A 19,311-nucleotide genomic window follows, 5' to 3' on the forward strand; every position below is an offset into this window, starting at 1 on the left:
TTGCGCCCGTCCAGGAGCGACTTCTCCACAAAGTTGTCCACAGGCGTCGATTTTTGCGGGAAAGCGTCATCGCGGCAGACATCCGCGCCTGCGCCCAGCCACGCCGCTTGCCGCCTTTCGCCCAGCCGCGCTAGAGTGCCGGGTTCACGCCGGCCCGCATGGCACACGGCCCTGGTGCGCGCCGTGCGCCCCTATCGAACTGGAGAACCGCTCCGATGCCCATCCCGTCCCACCGCCCGATGCCCGCGCCGAGCGCGAATTTCATGCGCGGCGCATGCCGATGAGCGGCCCCCTCGCCGATTTCAAGGCGCGCGCCGAAAGCACGTTTGCGCGCGCCTGGCAGCAGCGCGGCCCGCTCGCGTGGGCGCTCACGCCGCTTGCCGCGATATTCGCCGCCGTAAGCGGCGCGCGCCGCGCGGCCTTCGCCGCCGGCTGGCTCAAGTCGGTGCGCGTGGGCGTGCCGGTCGTGGTGGTCGGCAACGTGACGGTCGGTGGCACCGGCAAAACGCCCACGGTGATCGCGCTCGTCGAGGCGCTGCGCGCCGCCGGCTACTCGCCCGGCGTGGTGTCGCGCGGTTACGGCGCAAAAGTGGAGCGCCCCACGCCCGTGACCGCGTCCACGCCCGCGCGCGCCTGCGGCGACGAACCGCTGCTGATCGCGCGGCGCACCGGCGTGCCGGTATGGGTCTCGCCCGACCGCGTTGCGGCGGCGCAGGCGCTGTGCGCGGCTCATTGCGATGTGGACGTGATCGTCAGCGACGACGGGCTGCAGCACTATCGGCTCCAGCGCGACTTCGAGCTGGTGGTGTTCGACCATCGCCTGGGCGGCAACGGTTTCCTGCTGCCCGCCGGGCCGCTGCGCGAGCCGCTCTCGCGGCGCCGCGACGCCACCCTCATCAACAATCCGTTCGAGCGCGCGCTGCCCGACTGGCCCAACACCTTCGCGCTCAAGCTGGAGCCGGGCCATGCCTGGCATCTGGCGAATCCGTCGCTGCGCCGCCCGCTCGCGCAGTTTGGCGGCACGCCCGACGCGCCGCAGCGGCTCGTCGCGGCGGCCGGCATCGGCTCGCCGGAGCGCTTTTTCGCGACGCTGCGCGCGGCCGGTCTCGCGCCGCAGACGCTGCCGCTGCCCGATCACTACGACTACACGTCGAACCCGTTCAGCGAGATCGCTGCCGACGCCATCCTGGTCACCGAAAAGGATGCAGTAAAATTGGGGGCCTGGAACGACGCGCGCATCTGGGTTGTCCCTGTGGAAGCCGCGCTCGATCATCGCCTTATCACCCTGGTTGTGGAGAAACTCCGTGGACGCCCGTCTGCTTGAAATTTTGGTCTGCCCGATCTGCAAGGGTCCGCTCAGCTACGATCGCGCCGCGCAGGAACTGATCTGCAGCGCCGACAAGCTCGCCTATCCGATCCGCGACGGCATCCCCGTCATGCTCGTCGACGAAGCCCGTCAGACCGTCGAAGGCACGCCTGTCGACCCGAACGGCCCCGGCGCGGCCTGATAGACCTGATCCGCCGATCCGCTGATCCGTCCCACCTCGCCCGAACCCTGGCCATGACCGCTCCCGTGCAACCCTTTATCGCCATCGTGCCGGCGCGTCTTGCGTCCACCCGGCTGCCGAACAAGCCGCTCGCCGATATCGGCGGCAAGCCGATGGTCGTGCGTGTGGCCGAGCGCGCCCGCGACTCGGGCGCCCAGCAGGTGCTGGTGGCCTCCGACGCCCAGAGCGTGCTCGACGCCGCGCGCGAGCATGGCTTCGAAGCCGTCCTGACGCGCGCCGATCATCCCTCGGGCACGGATCGTCTCGCGGAAGTCGCCGAGCATTTCGGCTGGCACGATGATTTGATCGTGGTCAATGTTCAGGGCGATGAACCGCTGATCGACCCGGCTTTGATCTGCGACGTGGCGTCGCACCTGGCCGCCCATCCCGAGTGCGCGATCGCCACCGCCGCCCACCCCATCACGGCCCCGGACGAAATCTTCAGCCCGAACGTCGTGAAGGTCGTGCTCGATGCGCGCGGCGTGGCGCTGTACTTCTCGCGCGCGCCCATTCCCTGGGCGCGCGACGCGTGGCAGCCGCACTGGTCGCCGGGGCGCCTCGATCTGGCCGCGATGCCCGCCCCGCCTGCCCCCGCGACGGTTTATCGGCATATCGGCCTGTATGCCTACCGGGCCAAATTCCTGCGCGCCTATCCCACCCTCGCGCAGTCGCCAATCGAGCAGGTCGAAGCGCTGGAGCAACTGCGCGCGATGTGGCATGGCGAGCGCATCGCGGTCCTTGTGACCGACGAGGCGCCGGCGCCCGGCGTGGACACGCCCGCCGACCTCGCCCGTGTACAGGCGTTATTCCGACCTTAATAGCGCTGGTGGGCCGAAAAACCCATGGCATAATCAATTGTTTGCGCGAGCCGTCCAAGCCTTTGTGCGTGCGGGTTTGCCCCGAGGTTTCCCCTTGAGGTTCGCCCACCGTGGCCCGGTTTCGCTCGCAGCCTTCCATGGCTATCTGCTACCCGCGCCGCGCCGGATTTCACTCCGGCGCTTTGCATGTACGGCTCTGGTGTAGCGCTGCCGGCCTCCGGGACGATGATCCGCGAGGCGTGACGGGCGCGAGCAAACGGGTAGGAGACGCACGACGCCGTAGATGCCGCCCTGAACCTGATTGAGGGCAGCCGCCGCGCCGCAAGAATTCACACAGATCGGAGAAAGTTGAAATGCGTTTGATCCTGTTGGGCGCGCCCGGCGCGGGCAAGGGAACCCAGGCAAACTTCATCAAGGAGAAGTTCGGCATTCCGCAAATCTCGACCGGCGACATGCTGCGCGCGGCGGTCAAGGCGGGCACGCCGCTCGGTCTCGAGGCGAAGCGCTTCATGGACGCGGGCGAGCTCGTGACCGACGAACTCATCATCAACCTGGTGAAGGAACGTCTGAAGGAAGACGACTGCAAGAACGGTTATCTGTTCGACGGCTTTCCGCGCACGCTGCCGCAGGCAGAAGCGATGAAGCAGGCAGGCGTGGCCATCGACTACGTGCTGGAGATCGACGTGCCGTTCGACGAGATCATCACGCGTATGAGCGGCCGCCGCATGCACCCGGCATCGGGCCGCACCTACCACGTCAAGTTCAATCCTCCTAAAGAGGACATGAAGGACGACGTGACGGGCGAGCCGCTCGTGCAACGCGACGACGACAAGGAAGAGACCGTGCGCAAGCGTCTGGACGTGTACGTCGCGCAAACCAAGCCGCTCATCAGCTACTACAGCGAGTGGGCGAAGCGTGGCGAAGAAAACGGCCTGCAGGCGCCGCAGTATCGCGCGATCTCGGGTCTGGGCAGCGTGGACGAAATCCGCAACCGCGCGTTCGACGCCCTCAAGTAAGACTGCAAGACGTCTCCAGCCGGCCAAGCCGGGCGAGGCCCGGCGACACCGCCGGCCTCCCCGCTTCATCTTTTTGGCCGGCCTCTGCACGTCCACTCCTCTGCTTTGTTTCGCCGATGATTGGGTCGCCTTGAGTCGGGGCTGGCCGCGATTCGCCTGCGCATAACAATCACATCGACAATCCCATCGAGCAGCAAGGAGGAAGACAGATGCAAATCCGCGACAACGTATTCCTGATCACCGGCGGCGCTTCGGGCCTCGGTGCCGCTTCGGCACGCCTGATCGCAGCCGAAGGCGGCAAGGTCGTACTCGCCGACCTCAACGAGCAAGCCGGCCACGCGCTCGCCCAGGAACTGGGCGGCGTGTTCGTGAAATGCAACGTCGCCAGCGAGGAAGACGGCGCGCAAGCCGTGGCCGCCGCCACGGCGCTGGGCACGCTGCGCGGCCTCGTGAACTGCGCGGGCATCGCGCCCGCCGTGAAGACCGTCGGAAAGGACGGCCCGCATCCGCTCGACACGTTCAGCAAGACCATCTCGGTCAATCTGATCGGCACCTTCAACATGATTCGCCTCGCGGCCGCCGCGATCGCGCAGACCGCGCCCGTCGAAGGCGGCGAGCGCGGCGTGATCGTCAATACGGCGTCGGTGGCGGCTTATGACGGCCAGATCGGTCAGGCGGCCTACGCGGCGTCCAAGGGCGGCGTTGTCGCCATGACGCTGCCGATCGCGCGCGATCTGTCGCGCAGCGGCATCCGCGTGATGACGATCGCCCCCGGCATCTTCGAAACACCGATGCTGCTGGGCATGCCCCAGGAAGTGCAGGACGCGCTCGGCGCGATGGTGCCGTTCCCCTCGCGGCTGGGCAAGCCCGACGAATACGCGATGCTCGTCAAGCAGATCTTCGAGAACCCGATGCTCAACGGCGAGGTGATCCGCCTCGACGGCGCGATCCGCATGCAGCCGAAGTAAGGCGCGCTCCACGATGCAAAAAGCCCGCAGCGATGCGGGCTTTCTTTTTTGCTGGAGCGTTTGAACGTGGTGCTTCAGTCGTTGTCGAGCATACGCTGGCGCAGCTCCTGCAACTGCGTTTCGACGACGGTGGCGTCGTCGGCATCCGGGCGCTCGTCGAGATAGGCCTCCAGATCCTCCAGCGCGGGCCGCACGTAATCGAGCCGCGCGTAGGCGAAGCCGCGGTCGCGCACTTCCTCGACGTTGTCCGGCAGCAGGATCACGAGGCGCCGCTGAATGCCCAGCAGGCGTTCCCAGCGTTCCGTCTGCAGATACACCGATTTCAGATTGCGCAGCATCCGCGCGACGATTTCGCGCCGCGTGGCCGGTTCGAGCAGCATGCGCAGCGCGCGGGCGACGGAATCGCCTGCATTCGCCACGTACGGTTCGAGCATTTCGACCATGTCGGATTCGGTGAGCGCGCGGCCCGTGGTCGGGTCGAGCATCGCGTCGCCGTCGGGCAACGAAACGCGCAGCAGGAAGTGCCCGGGAAACGCCACGCCCTGCACCGGCAGGCCCAACTGGCTCGCGATCTCCAGATACAGCACGGCAAGCGACACATGAATGCCGCGCCGGCGGCGCAGCACGACATGCAGATGGCTGTTGTCGGGATCGAAGTAGTCGTTGAGATTGGCCGCGAAGCCCATCTCGCGAAAGAACACACGGTTCAGAAATGCGATCTGCTGGCGCACGTCGGCGCCTTCGGGCAGACGCCGGCTCACACGCAGCGCAAGCTCGTCGATTTCGGCGAGCGTGCCTTGCAGATCGAGGTCGGGATAGGCATCCTGCGCGATCGACAGCGCCGCTTCGGTGAGCGGCAGGCTTTCGTCTTCCGCGACGAGCGCGCTGAAATAGTCGAGCACCCGCGAGTTCATCGTCGTCACTTCGTGCGCCTCTTGAAGTAGCCGTATTTGAAGCCCATCAGCCAAAGCATACCGAAATATAGCGTCGCGAACAGCACGAGACAGGAGCCGAGCAGCAGGATGCGCGCGAGCGGCTCGTGGCGCAGGCCAATCCAGTCATAGCTGATCGAGCACCAGTGCATGGCTCCGGCCAGCACGAGGCATGCCCCGATCAGTTGCACGAAGAACGTTGACCAGCCCGCAGACGGCATATAGATGCCGCGCCGCCGCAGCCCGATGAAAAGCAGCAGCGCGTTCATGCAGGCGCCAAGACCCACGGAAAGCGTGAGGCCCGCGTGCGAAAAGATCGGCACGAAAATGTAATTGCTGATCTGCGTGGCGACCAGCACGCCCACGCCGATCTTCACGGGCGTCTTGATGTCCTGGCGCGCGTAGAAACCGGGCGCGAGGATCTTGATGAGGATGAGGCCGACCAGGCCCACGCCGTACGCCGCGAGTGCGCGGCCCGTCATGATGACCGAATTCGCGTCGAATTTGCCGTAGTGGAACAGCGTCGCCGTCAGCGGCTCGGCGAAAAAGAACAGCGCGACGGCGGACGGTGCGGCCAGCAGGAAGGTCACGCGCAAGCCCCAGTCGAGCAGCGCCGAATACTCGTGCGGATCGGCATCGACGTGTGCTTTCGACAGCGACGGCAGCAGGATCGTGCCGAGCGCCACGCCCAGCAGCGCCGTCGGGAACTCCATCAGGCGGTCGGCGTAGTTGATCCACGAGACGGCGCCCGGCCCGAGACGCGAGGCAATGTTCGTATTGATGATCAGGCTGATCTGCGCGACCGACACCGCGAACATCGCGGGCACCATTTTCGCGAGCACGCGCTTGACGCCGCGATGCGCGAGCGCCTTGAGCGGATTCAGGTGGATGCGCGGCATCATGTCGATGCGCTTGAGCCCCGGCAACTGCACGAGGAACTGCAGCACGCCGCCGACGATCACGGCCCACGCGAGCGCGTAGACGGGCTGATGCATGCGCGGTGCGAAGGCCACCGCCGCCACGATGAACGAGACGTTGAGCAGCACCGGCGCGAACGCGGGCAGCGAGAACTGCTTGTACGTGTTGAGCACGCCGGACGCGAGCGACGTCAGCGAAATGAACACGATGTACGGGAACATGATGCGCGTCATCGTGACGGCAAGCTGATAAGCCTGCCCGTCGCTCTTGAGGCCCGACGCGACCACAGTCACCACAAACGATGCGCCGACGATGCCCAGCACCGACAGAAAGGCGAGCACCCAGGCGAGCACGGTCGAGGTGGCATCGACGAGCGCGCGCGTGGGGTCATGGCCCTGCTGGTTCTTGAACTCCGCGAGGATCGGCACGAAGGCCTGCGAAAACGCGCCTTCGGCCGAAATGCGGCGCAGCAGGTTGGGAATGCGGAACGCGACATAAAAGGCGTCGGTGTACTGACTCGCGCCGAATGCTCGGGCAATCAGCGTCTCGCGGGCCAGTCCGGTCACGCGCGACAGCAGCGTGAAGCCGCTGACCGTCAGCAGGGCTCGGAATAGATTCATGGGGCGCTTATTATACGGGTGCCATCTGGCCGATCGCCGATGTGCGGCGTGGCAGCAAGCGTAACGATTCGAAACAACGCACGGTTTGCAATGCTTGCCGTTGCGGTGCGCGAGCATTGTGACCGCATCGCGCAAAAGACGTTCTGCCCCTCACCCTTTGCCGTCGCCTGGACGGGCGCGATTGCCACGTCCATGATTTCGTTGCTATAATCGTCGATTCCCGGTCTGATTCGGATCTGGAAAAGCAAGAAAAAGGCAAGTACGCGTTCCGGAAAGGAAGTGTGCGGCGGTCCGTCAACGGCTCGCTGGCGCTTTGGCACAAGGGACGTGGCCGGCAAGCGATGTCAGGCAAAAACGTCGCAAACCCGGCAAATACCGTTTTGTGCTTTGGGGTATGGCCCGAAGCGCGAATCCAGGCAAGGGGTGTCGGCAAGTACGCGCCCTGAAAACTCAAGGACATGTAATGGCAAATTCCGCACAAGCACGCAAGCGTGCACGTCAAGCCACCAAGGCAAACTCGCACAACTCGGCACTGCGCTCGAAGTTCCGTACGGCTATCAAGGCTGTGCGCAAGGCTATCGACGCTGGCGACAAGGCCGCTGCTGCTGAAATCCTGAAGGCTTCGGCAAAGACGCTGGACATCATCTCGGACAAGAAGATCGTCCACAAGAACAAGGCCGCTCGTCATAAGAGCCGCCTGGCTGCTGCTGTCAAGGCAATGGCCTAAGCGATTCAGGTTCGACCTGACGCTGTACGAAAAACCCGCTTCGGCGGGTTTTTTTGTGCCCGCGAGCGTTGTGCTCCGGCGCGAGTGCAGACGTAAAAAAAACCCGCTTGAGCGGGTTGTTCTCTTTCCCTTACGCGGGCGGCGAAAGCACCCTGGGTTATCGCGCCCCGCCCTGCTGGGTCGCGTGATCGTGCGGCAGTTCGCAGGCCTCGGTCACGACGAGATCGTTGTCCTTCGCGAAGTTCAGCACGAAATTGAACGCCATCGGCTCGATGTCCTTCAGGCGCGAATCGAGCACCACCACCTTGAGGTCGCCGATCATCGTCGGGCGCACATAGAGGGAATAGCGCAGATGGGCGTTCGGCCCGCGTGCGTTCGCCGACCCCATCGGCCCGAAGCTCGACATCACACCCGCCAGACGCTCCGACCAGTCGCTCGGACGAAACTTCTTCCCTTTGCTGGTGATGCCTTGAATGAAGTATTCGGTTGGGGCTTCTTCGGCCATGTAGGAGTACCTGTGTGACGTCGCGGCGCGCGGCTCGGCTTTTGGCGCGGCTGCGCTTTTGGCTCAGCTTTGGGCTCGATTCTCGGCGCAACGAACAAGGGCAGGATCACGTCGTCCGCGCACTCCAACCGGCATCGGATCGCCTTGGCGCAACGGCGAATGCACCGCGTTCAGGACGCCCGGCATTGCGGTCGCGGCACCCTGCCGGCCAGCGCACAGGCCGCTCCCGCGGGCCTCGCGTCTTGCGCGGCGTCTGGCTCTGCGAGCCTGCAGTCGTGCCTGAGAAATCTAGCGGATTATAGCGCAGCGCACCTTTTGACGCACCGCACACAAGACACTTGACGGCCGGGCCGGAGCCAGTTTTAGCCCCTCGCACAACGTTGACGACATCGACGCGCGATCCCGCGATCCTGTCCGCGCGATCTTTCGGCCAACTCGTCAAATTCCGCAAAATCCTTTATGCTGCTTTGACTTACCACCAACCGCAGCGGCGCCGCCGGCCCTCTCCTGCAGTTCGAAGGCCGGATCGGGCGCCATTTTCGCTTCATGACCTCCCGCACCATACGCCATTACCTGCAGTTCTCGGATTTCTCTCTTGAAGAATATGATTATGTGCTGGAGCGCGCGCGCATCCTGAAGCGCAAATTCAAGAACTACGAGACCTACCATCCGCTGCACGACCGCACGCTCGCGATGATCTTCGAGAAGAATTCGACGCGCACGCGCCTTTCTTTCGAAGCGGGCATCTTCCAGCTCGGCGGCCATGCAGTGTTCATGAACACGCGCGACACGCAGCTTGGCCGCGGCGAGCCGATCGAGGACTCCGCGCAGGTCATCTCGCGCATGGTCGACATCATCATGATCCGCACGTTCGGCCAGGATATCATCAAGCGCTTTGCGGAAAGCTCGCGCGTGCCGGTCATCAATGGCCTCACCAACGAGTACCACCCCTGCCAGGTGCTGGCTGACATCTTCACGTTCTACGAGCATCGCGGCCCGATCCGCGGCAAGACCGTGGCGTGGGTCGGCGACGCCAACAACATGCTCTACACGTGGATCGAAGCGGCGCAGATCCTCGACTTCAAGCTGCGCATCTCCACGCCGCCGGGCTATCAGCTCGACCCGGCGCTGGTCGCCAAGGGAAGCGAACCGTTCATCGCCGTGTTCGACGATCCGAACGAAGCCTGCGCGGGCGCCGATCTCGTGACCACCGATGTGTGGACCAGCATGGGCTTCGAAGCCGAAAACGAAGCGCGCAAGCAGGCCTTCGCCGACTGGTGCGTGGACGCCGAGATGATGGCGCGCGCCAACGCCGACGCCCTCTTCATGCACTGCCTGCCCGCGCACCGCGGCGAGGAAGTAAGCGCCGAGGTGATCGACGGCCCGCAGAGCGTGGTCTGGGACGAGGCGGAAAACCGTCTGCACGTCCAGAAGGCGCTGATGGAATTCCTGCTGCTGGGCAAGCTCAATCACTGAGCCAGCCGCATCGCTTCGCGAAAAGAGAAAGCCGGGAACGTCTCCCGGCTTTTTCTTTATCGGCAGCTGATCCAGCGGGGCTTCAAACCGTCTCGCCCAGCCGCCGCGCCAACGACTTCAAGAGCGGCGCGACCCGCTCACGGAACACATCCGGCCCCATCGACGACGCCGGCCCGCTGCAACTGAGCACCAGCCAGCGCCGCTCGCGCGGCTCGCGAAACGGCACGGCCACGGCGTTGACGTCCTCGTGCCAGTCGCGAAACGAAAAACACGCGCCCTCCCGCGCAAAGTTCTCGATCTCGCGCTTTGCCGCCGCGACCTGGGCCGGGCCGTCCTCGCCCGCCGCCTTTTCCAGCTCCGCAAACAGCGCCGCGCGCACGTCGAGCGGCTGCACCGCCAGATACGCGCGCCCCATCGAACTCGTCAGCATCGACAGCCGCGAACCCGATGCGAGGCCCAGCGTGAGCGCCGTTTCGCTGCGGATCGTCTCCAGATAGGTCACGTCCAGACCGTCGCGGCAGCCCAGCGACACGGCCGCGCCCACCTCGCGCGCAAAGGCGCGCAGGTGCGGACGCGCAAGCTCAAGCGTGTCGGTGCCCGAGAGCAGCGCGAAACCCAGCGACAGCACGCCGGCGTCGAGCGCGTATTTGCCGAGCGATTCGTCGAAGCGCAGGTAGCCGAGCACGGTAAGCGTGTACGCCAGCCGGTTCACGGTCGCCTTCGGCAGGCCGGTGCGCTCGACGAAATCGCGGTTGCCGAGCAGCGTCTCGCCGGGGCGGAAGGCGCGCAGCAATTCCAGCCCGCGCGCAAGCGCCACGACGAATTTGCGCTCGTCGATCGGCCCGGAGGCCAGCGCCGACGCGAACGAAGAAGAGGCGGGGGACGAATTCATTTCGGATGCAGACATGAGCGGGCTGGTGATACACTAAGGTCAATTTGCAAAACATTGTTCCGCCTAGCGGAACCAAAGTCAAGCGCAAATCGCCCTAATCCGGTTACGAGACTCAGGAGAGACACCATGGCCGCACACGCCCAGTTCCATTGGGAAGACCCGCTGCTGCTCGACCAGCAGCTCACCGAAGACGAGCGCATGGTGCGCGACGCCGCCGCCGCCTATGCGCAGGACAAGCTGTTGCCGCGCGTGGTCGAAGCGTTCCGCCACGAGAAAACCGACGCCTCGATCTTCCGCGAGATGGGCGAACTCGGCCTGCTCGGCCCGACGATTCCCGAGCAGTACGGCGGCCCGGGTCTCAACTACGTCGCCTACGGCCTGATCGCGCGCGAAGTCGAACGCGTGGATTCGGGCTATCGCTCGATGATGTCGGTGCAGTCGTCGCTCGTCATGGTGCCGATCTTCGAATTCGGCTCGGACGCGCAGAAGGAGAAGTATCTGCCGAAGCTCGCGAGCGGCGAGTGGATCGGCTGCTTCGGCCTGACCGAGCCGAACCACGGCTCCGATCCGGGCAGCATGGTCACGCGCGCGAAAAAAGTGAACGGCGGCTATTCGCTCTCGGGCGCGAAGATGTGGATCACCAACTCGCCGATCGCCGACGTGTTCGTCGTCTGGGCCAAGCTCGAAGAAGACGGCAAGGACGACATCCGCGGCTTCATTCTGGAGAAAGGCTGGAAGGGTCTGTCGGCGCCGGCGATCCACGGCAAGGTCGGGCTGCGCGCCTCGATCACGGGCGAGATCGTGCTAGACGAAGTGTTCGTGCCCGAAGAAAACCTCATGCCGGGCGTGAAGGGTTTGCGCGGACCGTTTACGTGTCTGAATTCGGCGCGCTACGGCATCGCCTGGGGGGCGCTGGGCGCGGCGGAATCGTGCTGGCACACGGCGCGTCAGTACGTGCTCGACCGCAAGCAGTTTGGCCGCCCGCTCGCCGCCAACCAGTTGATCCAGAAGAAGCTCGCCGACATGCAGACGGAAATCACGCTCGGCCTGCAAGGCTGCCTGCGTCTGGGCCGCATGAAGGATGAAGGCACGGCCGCCGTCGAGATCACGTCGATCATGAAGCGCAACTCGTGCGGCAAGTCGCTGGACATTGCGCGCCTCGCGCGCGACATGCTGGGCGGCAACGGCATCTCGGACGAATTCGGCGTGGCGCGCCACCTCGTGAACCTCGAAGTGGTGAACACCTACGAGGGCACGCACGACATCCACGCGCTGATCCTCGGCCGCGCGCAGACGGGCATCCAGGCGTTCTTCTAAGCGCTCTCTTCGCTTCAGTTTAAAAAAAGCGCCGCACGATCTCACGTGCGGCGCTTTTGCTTTTGGCGAACGCGGTGGGTGCTTACTTGTTCGGCTGCGGCGTGAGACGCAGATACGGACGCAGCGCCTTGTAGCCCTTCGGGAACTTCTGCTTGATGACTTCTTCGTCCTTGAGCGACGGCACGATCACCACGTCGTCACCCTGCTTCCAGTTGCCCGGCGTCGCGACCTGGTAATGGTCGGTCAATTGCAGCGAATCGATCACGCGCAGGATCTCGTCGAAATTGCGGCCCGTGCTTGCCGGGTATGTGATGATGAGGCGTACCTTCCGGTTCGGATCGATCACGAACAGCGAGCGCACCGTCAGCGTCTCGTTCGCATTCGGATGGATCATGTCGTACAGCGTCGACACCTTGCGATCGCCGTCCGCGAGGATCGGGAAGCCCACGCTCGCGGCCTGGGTTTCGTTGATGTCCTTGATCCATTCGTTGTGCGACTCGGCGTTATCCACCGACAGCGCGATGGTCTTCACATTGCGCTTCTCGAACTCGTCCTTGAGCCTGGCGGTCAGGCCAAGTTCGGTCGTGCAGACCGGCGTGAAGTCGGCCGGATGCGAGAACAGCACGCCCCAGCTATTGCCGAGCCACTCATGAAACTTGATGCGGCCAATGCTCGAATCCTGCTCGAAGTCGGGTGCGATATCGCCAAGACGAAGACTCATGGTGCGGGTTCCTTTGAACGAAGTGGGCGGCACCTGGGTCGGCCCGCCCGTTGATCCAATGTGACGCGATGCGTTGCCATGCTGGCGCGAAGCGAGCGATGCGCCGGTGGACATTCACGACAATGAAGCATACAGGGCAGGCTCATGCCCCGCGAACGAACATCGGTTCACACTGGTATGAGTTTTTGTAATTTTGAAATCCGGCGCGAAAACTTTACGTGCCAGATCATCTCCCTGTCTTTGCCTGGCGCTTTTCGTCGCGCAGACTGGAAGCGGTACCGCAAGCGCAGTGCCTACGCGCCATCCTTGATTCAACAGCGAAAATCGCACTTGCAGGAACGAATCGTGCGTCGGTTTATCGACGAACGGACAGCGTGGGCGGCGCGCCACGCTTGCCAGCGCCCGTATCTTTGTTACGATTCACGCGTAATGTGACACGATGGGAGCCAGTCAATGTCAGAAGTCAATAAGGAGAGGCTGATGTCGGATATCAAAACCGTCCTCGCGGATGCAGAGGACCTGCTCAAGCAAGCGGCGAGCGCCACGGGCGAACGGGCTTCGGAGCTACGCGAAACGGCCCTCTCGCGCCTGAAGCAGGCGAAGGAAAAGGCGGCGGACGTTCAGGTCGTCGTCGTCGAGAAGGGCAAGAAGGCTGCGCGTGCGACCGATGACTACGTACACGAACATCCGTGGACATCGATCGGCATCGCTGCCGGCGTCGGCGTGCTCGTGGGCTTGCTGATCAACCGCAAGTAAGCGCCGAAGCCTTCCGTCAGACGGCCGCCGCGCCGCCTGGCGGGCCGTTCGCGCCTGTGCCATGGCAAGCCGACGAGCATCGGCGCGAACCGCTTCGGCCCGGCGCTCAACCAGCAGGCCGGTGCGCCACACCGGCCTGTCTTTTCTGGGCGCTTTTTCGCGCAGCTTGGGCGCGCCCGCCAACACGCATGCGTTGGCGCAACTTTCACTCGCCATGACGACAGACACCCGCTCGCAGCACGAACATGGGCCGTTGCGCCGTCTCCTCGGCTCCGCGTTCTCGATCATCCAGACGCGGCTCGAACTGATCGGCATCGAACTGGCCGAAGAAAAGGAACGCCTGCTGGGCGTGCTCTTTCTCGGACTCGCGGCGATGATGCTGGCGACCATGGCGTTGATCGCGCTGACCGCGCTCATCGCGATCGCGTTCTGGGACACCTGGCGCTGGCAGGCGCTTGCCGGGATCACGCTCGTCTACGCGCTCGCCGCCCTCGTCTGCGCACTCAAGGCGCGCCAGGGACTGCGCAATGCGCCGCTGGTCTTCCAGGCGACGCTCGAAGAATTCGAGAAAGACCGCGAAATCCTTCGCAAACCCTAGCATCGACGCCCTGAGCCCCATGAGCCAACTTCGACCGGATCAAGCTTTCCGCCCCACGCGCCCGCACAGCCGCGATCTCTCGACGCCGCAGATGCGCGCACTGCGCAAGGAACTGCTGCTCGTGCGCGCGAGCGTCGAACGCGCCGAAATGGCCGTCTCGATCATCGAATTGCGCGAGTCCGTCACGCACTTCAGCTGGCTGCGCTTTCTCGTGCCGGGCTTTGGCCGCGCAGCCGCGAGCGCGTCGGGTTCGACGGGCGCCATGGGTGCGCTGGGCGGCGGCTTCGGCAATCTGCTCAAGCAATACCCGCTCTTGAGCTCGCTCATCTCGCTCGTGGTGGCAAAGCCGCTGCGCGACGGCATCGCCTCGGCAGCGAAGCCCGTCGTCAAGTGGGGCGGCCTCGCCTTTACCGCGTATGAAGCCTGGCGCGTGTGGCAGCAGATGCGCCGTCAGCGCGATGCTGGCACCGCCCGCCGCGCCGCGTCCGAAGAGGACGATCTCACGGGTTGAGCCGATGCCTGGGCTGCCGGCCCGAGCGCGTGCTCATCCATGGTCTTTCCAGCAGTCGCGCGTGGCGGGGCTCATGCCCGATGCTTCTTCGTTGCTGCGCACGCCATTCGCATCGAGCACGAATGCGCCGCACGGGTCGTCGCGCATCGGCCCTGACTGCGTGGGCGACGCCACGATCGCATAGCCGCCATTCGCTTCATCCGCTGCCCTCAGCTTCAACCGATAAACCGCGTTGCCGGACGGCGGCGCCTGGTCGATGCCCGCCGGCAGCGACGCAGCCGCAGCCCCTTGCGCATCGACATACTGCGCCGCGCGATAGAGCGCCGCGACGGCATCGATGCGATGGCCGCGGGCAATCTGGCTATGCCAACCCGGCAGCGCGAATGCCGCGACAATAGCGGCGACGGCCAGCGCGATCATCATCTCCAGTAACGTAAAGCCATGGGCAACGCGTCGCATCGCTTGCTCTCTCCCGCTCCTCAAAAGGGCCGCGCGACGACGCGCCGCCAATGACGCTCGACATGCGCGCCGTCGAGCACGATCTGCATTTGCAGCCAGCTTTGCGCGTCTTGCGTCGCGCCGAAGCCTCGCGCCGTGATGAGCCAGGCGCGCGCGGCGGGCCGCGTTTCGATACGCCAGGCTTCCACGAGACATTGCGGTGCGCGTACCGAACCGGGCCACGCGGACGCTGGCGTTGTCGCGAATGCCTCGAAGCTGTCCTGACGCCGCCATTGCTGCGGCTCGCCGGCCTGTGCCGGCGACACCGAGGCCGCGCCGTCGATCAACGCACGCGAGCAAAGCATCAAAGCCCCATCGGCGGCGTGAAAGGACTGCAGTTGATCGAGGACGGCGGCAGCATTGCGCCCTTCGAAAAGTGCCGCTTCAAACCATGCCGCCGACGTCACCAGCATCATCGAGGCGATCAGCAACACGACCGGCAACGCGACGCCGCGCTCGGGCTTTCTCGCGAGTCTCATGATTGCGCCCACAGCACGTTGCGCAGCACCACATGCCGCCAGAACGCCTGGCGAGCGCGTCCGTCGCTGGCCGCAAGCGATGCGCCGTCGCAATCGACGTAGCGCACGCGACGCCCGAGGGCCGCGCCACGCACGAGCACGCAGAGATCGACGGCGACAACCCCGTCCCAGCTCTCACGCGACATCGTGGCGGCGTCCACGGCCTGCGCCGCGCCGGTGATCCAGTAGCGCAACCGCAAGCGCTCGACGCCTTCCACGAGCGGCTGCGCCGTGCCGATCTTGCCGGTGCCCTCGCAATAAAGCTCGGGCTCGCCGGTCGACGTACTGGTTTTGGCGTGAAAGCGGTTGAGCACCTCGCCCGGCGACGCACCGACCGCTTGCCCAAGGCAATCGGTGACCTCCCCATTGGCCGCGAGCCATGTCGATTCGGCGTCGCCGCGATAGCGCACCGCGATGCCGTCCGAGCGGCCCGACAAGGTCTCGCAGCTCAGGTTCGCGATGGCGCCCGTGGGACGCCCCGCCGTACAGCCGAAAATCGGCGGCCCTGAAAGCGCGGCGGTATCGTCGGCGGATACGAAGCCGGCCATCTGGATCTGTTCGCCGATGAGCGTCAGGGCGTTCACGCCCGCCTCGTGGATTCGCGCGGCGTCGGTCGCATACGCAAATGCCTGGCGCTGCGAACGATAAGCTGCGACAGCGCCGACGATCACAATCAGCCCAAGCGCGAGCGCGATCGTGAATTCCAGCAGCGTGTGCCCCGCTCCCCCGCGCCCATGCCCACGCGGCAAGAGGCGCCTCATGGCGCAAACGCGAGCGCAACGCATACCCGGCCTTCTTCTGTTGCTATTGCGTCAGTGCAGCCGGCCTCCGGCGCAGCTTCATCGCGCGGCGCGGCCCATGAAAGTGCAATCTGCGAGCCTGAGACACTCACCTGCCCGTTCGGCACAAGCGTGGCAGCGCGCGCACGCCATTGATCGCGCGCAGCCGCGCCGCTTGCAAGCGCCGCTTCGCCCACCGCATCGACGGCAAACGCAGCACGCGCAAGCATCGCGCTGGCCGAAGCATGTCGCGCGAGACCAAGCTGCGCGCTCAGCAGGCCCAAACCGCACGCCGCCATCAACGCCATCGCCAGCGAGACTTCAAGCAGCGCCGAACCATCCTGCGCACGCCGGCTCATGACGCAGCTCCACACGCTCCGTCGCTGATGCGCGCGCGGCCACCCGCCGCGACACGTATGCAACGCCGCCAGGCAGCACCGCGCGTGGAGGTCGACGAAACACGCGGCGCGATCTCGAAATTGCGCAGACTGCCGATCGTCTGTCCCGCGGGCGGCGTGAAAGTCAGCGTCGTGAGCGTGGACGCCACGCCGATCTCGTCGAGCGACGGTTGCATGCGCAACAGCACCGACGCGCCCGCACGCTCGGCCATCACCGCCCAGCCGCACGACCAGTCGGCCAAACCTGACGGACAACGCTTGCCCGCCGGGAGGCACTGGCGCGTCGTGTCGATCCGGCACACGGACACGCGCGCCTTGCGCCGGATCGCTTCGCTGCGCGCGTAAGACAGCGTGCCCAGCAGCGCATTCGCGCGCGCATCGACCTGATCGCGCACGCGCCACGCGACAAACGCGGGCGCACTCGCACTCGCGCAGATCGCGATCAGGACAATCACGGCCATCGTCTCCAGCAGGGTGAAGCCGCGCTGTTTCATCTGCAATCCTTATCGTTGAGGGATTGCGATCAATTTATCGATCAACGCGAAACGGAACAATTAGCCGAACGGCTAGCTATCGCGCACGCGATCCGCTCGCGAGAATGCGAGGGTCACGAGCAACGGCAAGGAGAAGGGAAATGCGGAAGGAAGAAATGCGCCTGCAAACACGCGTGCAAGCGCGGCGCCGTCGTTCAGCGCTTCTTGGGCGGCGTGGCCGCGCCGCTCGCACGGCGGAATTCCTCGATCACGTCCTCGAATTCGGAGACGTCCTCGAAGCGCCGGTACACGGACGCAAAACGCACGAAGGCCACTTTATCGAGCTCGCGCAGCTCGCCCATCACAAGCTCGCCAAGACGCTCGCTGCGCACTTCGCGCTCGCCGCTACCGAGCAATTGATACTCGATGCGGGCAACCGCCGCGTCGATCGCGTCGGCAGCAACGGGCCGCTTGCGCAGCGCCAGTTGCATGCTCGCCATGATCTTGCGGCGGTCGAATTCCGTGCGGCTGCCATCCTTCTTGACGATGGCCGGCATCGCCAGCTCGACCCGCTCGTACGTCGTGAAACGCTTGTCGCAGGCCGGGCAGCGACGGCGGCGCCGGATCGCGGCGCCGTCCTCGGACACGCGCGAGTCCACCACTTGCGTGTCTTCATGCCGGCAGAAGGGGCAGCGCATACTGGCTCGGCGCCTGTCTTAACCGTAGACCGGGAAACGCCTGGTCAGCTCCGAGACCTGTGCGCGCACGCGCTCGATCGTCGCTGCGTCTTCCGGGTTCTCCAGCACGTCGGCGATGAGGTTGCCCACTTGCTCGGCTTCCTTCACGCCGAAACCGCGCGTGGTCATCGCCGGCGAACCCAGGCGGATGCCCGAGGTCACGAACGGCTTTTCCGGATCGTTCGGGATCGCGTTCTTGTTGACCGTGATGTGAGCGGCGCCCAGCACGGCTTCCGCTGCCTTGCCCGTGATGTTCTTCGCGCGCAGGTCGACCAGCATCACGTGGCTTTCCGTGCGGCCCGAGACGATGCGCAGACCGCGCTTGACCAGCGTTTCGGCCAGCACGCGGGCGTTCTCGACCACTTGCTGCTGATAGGTCTTGAATTCCGGCGTCGCGGCTTCCTTGAACGCCACCGCCTTGCCGGCGATCACGTGCATCAGCGGGCCGCCCTGGATACCGGGGAAGATCGCCGAATTGATGGCCTTTTCGTGCTCGGCCTTCATCAGGATCACGCCGCCGCGCGGGCCGCGCAGGCTCTTGTGCGTGGTCGTGGTGACGAAGTCGGCGTGCGGCACCGGGTTCGGGTAGACGCCCGCGGCGATCAGGCCCGCGTAGTGCGCCATGTCGACCATGAAGTACGCGCCCACGGCCTTGGCGACCTTGGCGATGCGTTCGAAGTCGATGCGCAGCGCGAACGCCGACGCGCCCGCGATGATGAGCTTCGGCTTGGTTTCGTGAGCGCGCTGCTCCAGCGCTTCGTAATCGATGTCTTCGTTCGCGTCCAGGCCGTAGCTGACGACGTTGAACCACTTGCCGCTCATGTTCAGCGCCATGCCGTGCGTGAGGTGACCGCCTTCGGCGAGGCTCATGCCCATGATGGTGTCGCCCGGCTTGAGCACGGCGAAGAACACGCCCTGGTTGGCCTGCGAACCCGAGTTCGGCTGCACGTTGGCGGCTTCGGCGCCGAACAGCGCCTTCACACGGTCGATCGCGAGCTGCTCGACGACATCGACGTTTTCGCAGCCGCCGTAGTAACGCTTGCCGGGATAGCCTTCGGCGTATTTGTTGGTGAGCTGCGAGCCCTGCGCGGCCATGACGGCGGGCGAGGTGTAGTTTTCCGACGCGATCAGTTCGATGTGATCTTCCTGACGGCGGTTCTCAAGTTCGATCGCGGCGAAGAGTTCGGGATCGACTTTGGCGATGGTGCTTTCGGCTCTGTCAAACATACGGGTTCCGTTAAGTGTGTTCAGGTTGACCGGGTCTCGCGCGGAACGCGTAGCGGGTACGCGGCGCTGCTGGCGAAGAGGCCAGCCTTGGCGTGGCGGAAAAAGGTGCCGCACACGCGAGGCAGGACAGCCCGTGCAGCGCTATTGAAAGCGCGCGGATCTCGGCTGCCCAGGCGAACGGCAAAACGGCACCCCGCGCTTCACGGTGGGTCGTTCCACCTTGAGTTCCTGATCGCGCCGCGCTTTGCGCAGCTTGACGGGCAATTGTTACAACCGCGATCACACGCGCAGTCGCAACGCCGCCCCTTCGGGAACCCTATCGCCAGTCACGCAGGGATTGAGCGCGTTAGTGTATTGGA

General features: G+C 65.0%; 23 protein-coding genes and 1 riboswitch. Of the genes, 11 read left to right on the forward strand and 12 right to left on the reverse strand.

Annotation, left to right across the window (positions count from 1 at the left end; translation table 11 throughout):
• The first annotated feature begins 280 nt into the window (after positions 1–280).
• The 5 genes from lpxK (at position 281) to B0G62_RS21765 (ending at position 4,349) form a co-directional block, all read left to right on the forward strand.
• Positions 281–1,324 carry a tetraacyldisaccharide 4'-kinase gene (gene lpxK / locus B0G62_RS21745; protein ID WP_103706407.1) on the forward strand — a complete coding sequence of 348 codons (1,044 nt, stop codon included), beginning with the start codon at positions 281–283 and terminating at the stop codon, positions 1,322–1,324.
• On the forward strand, positions 1,305–1,508 hold the full coding sequence (locus B0G62_RS21750; RefSeq protein WP_103706285.1) for a Trm112 family protein: 204 nt from the start codon (positions 1,305–1,307) through the stop codon (positions 1,506–1,508). The genes lpxK and B0G62_RS21750 overlap by 20 nt, the downstream gene beginning before the upstream one ends.
• 53 nt (positions 1,509–1,561) lie before the next feature.
• Positions 1,562–2,365, forward strand: coding sequence for a 3-deoxy-manno-octulosonate cytidylyltransferase (gene kdsB, locus B0G62_RS21755; RefSeq protein WP_103706286.1), 804 nt, complete (start codon positions 1,562–1,564; stop codon positions 2,363–2,365).
• Between the two features lie 353 nt (positions 2,366–2,718).
• Positions 2,719–3,381, forward strand: coding sequence for an adenylate kinase (adk, locus tag B0G62_RS21760; RefSeq protein ID WP_103706287.1), 663 nt, complete (start codon positions 2,719–2,721; stop codon positions 3,379–3,381).
• A gap of 209 nt (positions 3,382–3,590) precedes the next feature.
• Positions 3,591–4,349, forward strand: a complete 759-nt coding sequence (locus B0G62_RS21765) for a 3-hydroxyacyl-CoA dehydrogenase (RefSeq protein ID WP_103706288.1) — start codon at positions 3,591–3,593, stop codon at positions 4,347–4,349.
• A gap of 74 nt (positions 4,350–4,423) precedes the next feature.
• Here the strand turns inward: B0G62_RS21765 and B0G62_RS21770 are convergent, their stop codons facing one another.
• Together B0G62_RS21770 and murJ are read right to left on the reverse strand one after the other, a co-directional pair.
• Positions 4,424–5,263 carry a SirB1 family protein gene (locus B0G62_RS21770; RefSeq protein ID WP_103706289.1) on the reverse strand — a complete coding sequence of 280 codons (840 nt, stop codon included), beginning with the start codon at positions 5,261–5,263 and terminating at the stop codon, positions 4,424–4,426.
• 5 nt (positions 5,264–5,268) lie between these two features.
• Positions 5,269–6,819 carry a murein biosynthesis integral membrane protein MurJ gene (gene murJ, locus B0G62_RS21775; RefSeq protein WP_103706290.1) on the reverse strand — a complete coding sequence of 517 codons (1,551 nt, stop codon included), beginning with the start codon at positions 6,817–6,819 and terminating at the stop codon, positions 5,269–5,271.
• A gap of 463 nt (positions 6,820–7,282) precedes the next feature.
• Between murJ and rpsT the strand changes: the two genes are divergently transcribed.
• Entirely contained in the window at positions 7,283–7,546 is a 264-nt protein-coding gene (gene rpsT / locus B0G62_RS21780) for a 30S ribosomal protein S20 (protein ID WP_103706291.1), read from the forward strand.
• Between the two features lie 157 nt (positions 7,547–7,703).
• On the opposite strand, the gene B0G62_RS21785 is transcribed toward rpsT, so the two are convergent.
• Positions 7,704–8,051, reverse strand: a complete 348-nt coding sequence (locus tag B0G62_RS21785) for a DUF3579 domain-containing protein (RefSeq protein ID WP_103706292.1) — start codon at positions 8,049–8,051, stop codon at positions 7,704–7,706.
• Between the two features lie 546 nt (positions 8,052–8,597).
• Here B0G62_RS21785 and argF point away from each other — a divergent pair.
• Positions 8,598–9,527 (forward strand): ornithine carbamoyltransferase, encoded by a 930-nt coding sequence (gene argF, locus B0G62_RS21790; protein WP_103706293.1) that lies wholly within the window; start codon positions 8,598–8,600, stop codon positions 9,525–9,527.
• An 82-nt stretch (positions 9,528–9,609) separates the two neighbouring features.
• Here argF and B0G62_RS21795 read toward each other — a convergent pair whose 3' ends face one another.
• A complete protein-coding gene (locus B0G62_RS21795; RefSeq protein WP_181315590.1) occupies positions 9,610–10,419 on the reverse strand; it encodes an IclR family transcriptional regulator in 810 nt (269 codons plus the stop codon).
• A gap of 126 nt (positions 10,420–10,545) precedes the next feature.
• On the opposite strand from B0G62_RS21795, the gene B0G62_RS21800 reads away from it, so the two are divergent.
• Entirely contained in the window at positions 10,546–11,736 is a 1,191-nt protein-coding gene (locus B0G62_RS21800; RefSeq protein ID WP_103706295.1) for an acyl-CoA dehydrogenase, read from the forward strand.
• Between the two features lie 82 nt (positions 11,737–11,818).
• On the opposite strand, the gene B0G62_RS21805 is transcribed toward B0G62_RS21800, so the two are convergent.
• A complete protein-coding gene (locus B0G62_RS21805) occupies positions 11,819–12,457 on the reverse strand; it encodes a peroxiredoxin (RefSeq protein WP_103706408.1) in 639 nt (212 codons plus the stop codon).
• A gap of 453 nt (positions 12,458–12,910) precedes the next feature.
• Here B0G62_RS21805 and B0G62_RS21810 point away from each other — a divergent pair, with 453 nt between their 5' ends.
• From B0G62_RS21810 to B0G62_RS21820, 3 genes are all read left to right on the forward strand, one after another.
• The gene (locus tag B0G62_RS21810) at positions 12,911–13,213 is read left to right on the forward strand and encodes an ElaB/YgaM/YqjD family protein (protein WP_027817793.1); all 303 of its coding nucleotides are present in this window, start codon (positions 12,911–12,913) and stop codon (positions 13,211–13,213) included.
• Positions 13,214–13,427: 214 nt separating this feature from the next.
• Positions 13,428–13,811, forward strand: coding sequence for a phage holin family protein (locus B0G62_RS21815; RefSeq protein WP_103706409.1), 384 nt, complete (start codon positions 13,428–13,430; stop codon positions 13,809–13,811).
• Positions 13,812–13,830: 19 nt separating this feature from the next.
• Positions 13,831–14,322: a DUF3318 domain-containing protein gene (locus B0G62_RS21820; protein ID WP_103706296.1), complete on the forward strand. Its 492-nt coding sequence runs from the start codon at positions 13,831–13,833 to the stop codon at positions 14,320–14,322.
• Positions 14,323–14,355: 33 nt separating this feature from the next.
• Here the strand turns inward: B0G62_RS21820 and B0G62_RS21825 are convergent, their stop codons facing one another.
• The 7 genes from B0G62_RS21825 to glyA form a co-directional block, all read right to left on the reverse strand.
• Positions 14,356–14,781 carry a type IV pilin protein gene (locus tag B0G62_RS21825; RefSeq protein ID WP_103706297.1) on the reverse strand — a complete coding sequence of 142 codons (426 nt, stop codon included), beginning with the start codon at positions 14,779–14,781 and terminating at the stop codon, positions 14,356–14,358.
• Between the two features lie 20 nt (positions 14,782–14,801).
• On the reverse strand, positions 14,802–15,299 hold the full coding sequence (locus tag B0G62_RS21830; protein WP_103706410.1) for a pilus assembly PilX family protein: 498 nt from the start codon (positions 15,297–15,299) through the stop codon (positions 14,802–14,804).
• A complete protein-coding gene (locus B0G62_RS21835) occupies positions 15,296–16,099 on the reverse strand; it encodes a PilW family protein (protein ID WP_103706298.1) in 804 nt (267 codons plus the stop codon). The genes B0G62_RS21830 and B0G62_RS21835 overlap by 4 nt, the downstream gene beginning before the upstream one ends.
• Positions 16,096–16,476: a hypothetical protein gene (locus tag B0G62_RS21840; protein ID WP_103706299.1), complete on the reverse strand. Its 381-nt coding sequence runs from the start codon at positions 16,474–16,476 to the stop codon at positions 16,096–16,098. The genes B0G62_RS21835 and B0G62_RS21840 overlap by 4 nt, the downstream gene beginning before the upstream one ends.
• Positions 16,473–17,009: a GspH/FimT family pseudopilin gene (locus B0G62_RS21845; RefSeq protein ID WP_103706300.1), complete on the reverse strand. Its 537-nt coding sequence runs from the start codon at positions 17,007–17,009 to the stop codon at positions 16,473–16,475. Before B0G62_RS21845 ends, B0G62_RS21840 begins: the two co-directional genes overlap by 4 nt.
• 194 nt (positions 17,010–17,203) lie before the next feature.
• A complete protein-coding gene (gene nrdR / locus B0G62_RS21850; protein ID WP_028220157.1) occupies positions 17,204–17,686 on the reverse strand; it encodes a transcriptional regulator NrdR in 483 nt (160 codons plus the stop codon).
• Between the two features lie 18 nt (positions 17,687–17,704).
• Positions 17,705–18,952, reverse strand: a complete 1,248-nt coding sequence (gene glyA, locus B0G62_RS21855) for a serine hydroxymethyltransferase (protein WP_103706301.1) — start codon at positions 18,950–18,952, stop codon at positions 17,705–17,707.
• Positions 18,953–19,112: 160 nt separating this feature from the next.
• A riboswitch (ZMP/ZTP riboswitch) is annotated at positions 19,113–19,292 on the reverse strand.
• Positions 19,293–19,311: the final 19 nt, after the last annotated feature.

Source organism: Paraburkholderia eburnea (genome assembly GCF_002917095.1).
Classification (GTDB): Bacteria; Pseudomonadota; Gammaproteobacteria; order Burkholderiales; family Burkholderiaceae; genus Paraburkholderia; species Paraburkholderia eburnea.

Excerpts from the sequence above, each read along its gene's own strand:
- lpxK (WP_103706407.1), top strand. The coding sequence starts at position 281 with ATGAGCGGCCCCCTCGCCGATTTCAAGGCGCGCGCCGAAAGCACGTTT.
- kdsB (WP_103706286.1), top strand. The coding sequence starts at position 1,562 with ATGACCGCTCCCGTGCAACCCTTTATCGCCATCGTGCCGGCGCGTCTT.
- adk (WP_103706287.1), top strand. The coding sequence starts at position 2,719 with ATGCGTTTGATCCTGTTGGGCGCGCCCGGCGCGGGCAAGGGAACCCAG.
- B0G62_RS21765 (WP_103706288.1), top strand. The coding sequence starts at position 3,591 with ATGCAAATCCGCGACAACGTATTCCTGATCACCGGCGGCGCTTCGGGC.
- B0G62_RS21770 (WP_103706289.1), bottom strand. The coding sequence starts at position 5,263 with ATGAACTCGCGGGTGCTCGACTATTTCAGCGCGCTCGTCGCGGAAGAC.
- murJ (WP_103706290.1), bottom strand. The coding sequence starts at position 6,819 with ATGAATCTATTCCGAGCCCTGCTGACGGTCAGCGGCTTCACGCTGCTG.
- rpsT (WP_103706291.1), top strand. The coding sequence starts at position 7,283 with ATGGCAAATTCCGCACAAGCACGCAAGCGTGCACGTCAAGCCACCAAG.
- B0G62_RS21785 (WP_103706292.1), bottom strand. The coding sequence starts at position 8,051 with ATGGCCGAAGAAGCCCCAACCGAATACTTCATTCAAGGCATCACCAGC.
- argF (WP_103706293.1), top strand. The coding sequence starts at position 8,598 with ATGACCTCCCGCACCATACGCCATTACCTGCAGTTCTCGGATTTCTCT.
- B0G62_RS21795 (WP_181315590.1), bottom strand. The coding sequence starts at position 10,419 with ATGAATTCGTCCCCCGCCTCTTCTTCGTTCGCGTCGGCGCTGGCCTCC.
- B0G62_RS21800 (WP_103706295.1), top strand. The coding sequence starts at position 10,546 with ATGGCCGCACACGCCCAGTTCCATTGGGAAGACCCGCTGCTGCTCGAC.
- B0G62_RS21805 (WP_103706408.1), bottom strand. The coding sequence starts at position 12,457 with ATGAGTCTTCGTCTTGGCGATATCGCACCCGACTTCGAGCAGGATTCG.
- B0G62_RS21810 (WP_027817793.1), top strand. The coding sequence starts at position 12,911 with ATGTCAGAAGTCAATAAGGAGAGGCTGATGTCGGATATCAAAACCGTC.
- B0G62_RS21815 (WP_103706409.1), top strand. The coding sequence starts at position 13,428 with ATGACGACAGACACCCGCTCGCAGCACGAACATGGGCCGTTGCGCCGT.
- B0G62_RS21820 (WP_103706296.1), top strand. The coding sequence starts at position 13,831 with ATGAGCCAACTTCGACCGGATCAAGCTTTCCGCCCCACGCGCCCGCAC.
- B0G62_RS21825 (WP_103706297.1), bottom strand. The coding sequence starts at position 14,781 with ATGCGACGCGTTGCCCATGGCTTTACGTTACTGGAGATGATGATCGCG.
- B0G62_RS21830 (WP_103706410.1), bottom strand. The coding sequence starts at position 15,299 with ATGAGACTCGCGAGAAAGCCCGAGCGCGGCGTCGCGTTGCCGGTCGTG.
- B0G62_RS21835 (WP_103706298.1), bottom strand. The coding sequence starts at position 16,099 with ATGAGGCGCCTCTTGCCGCGTGGGCATGGGCGCGGGGGAGCGGGGCAC.
- B0G62_RS21840 (WP_103706299.1), bottom strand. The coding sequence starts at position 16,476 with ATGAGCCGGCGTGCGCAGGATGGTTCGGCGCTGCTTGAAGTCTCGCTG.
- B0G62_RS21845 (WP_103706300.1), bottom strand. The coding sequence starts at position 17,009 with ATGAAACAGCGCGGCTTCACCCTGCTGGAGACGATGGCCGTGATTGTC.
- nrdR (WP_028220157.1), bottom strand. The coding sequence starts at position 17,686 with ATGCGCTGCCCCTTCTGCCGGCATGAAGACACGCAAGTGGTGGACTCG.
- glyA (WP_103706301.1), bottom strand. The coding sequence starts at position 18,952 with ATGTTTGACAGAGCCGAAAGCACCATCGCCAAAGTCGATCCCGAACTC.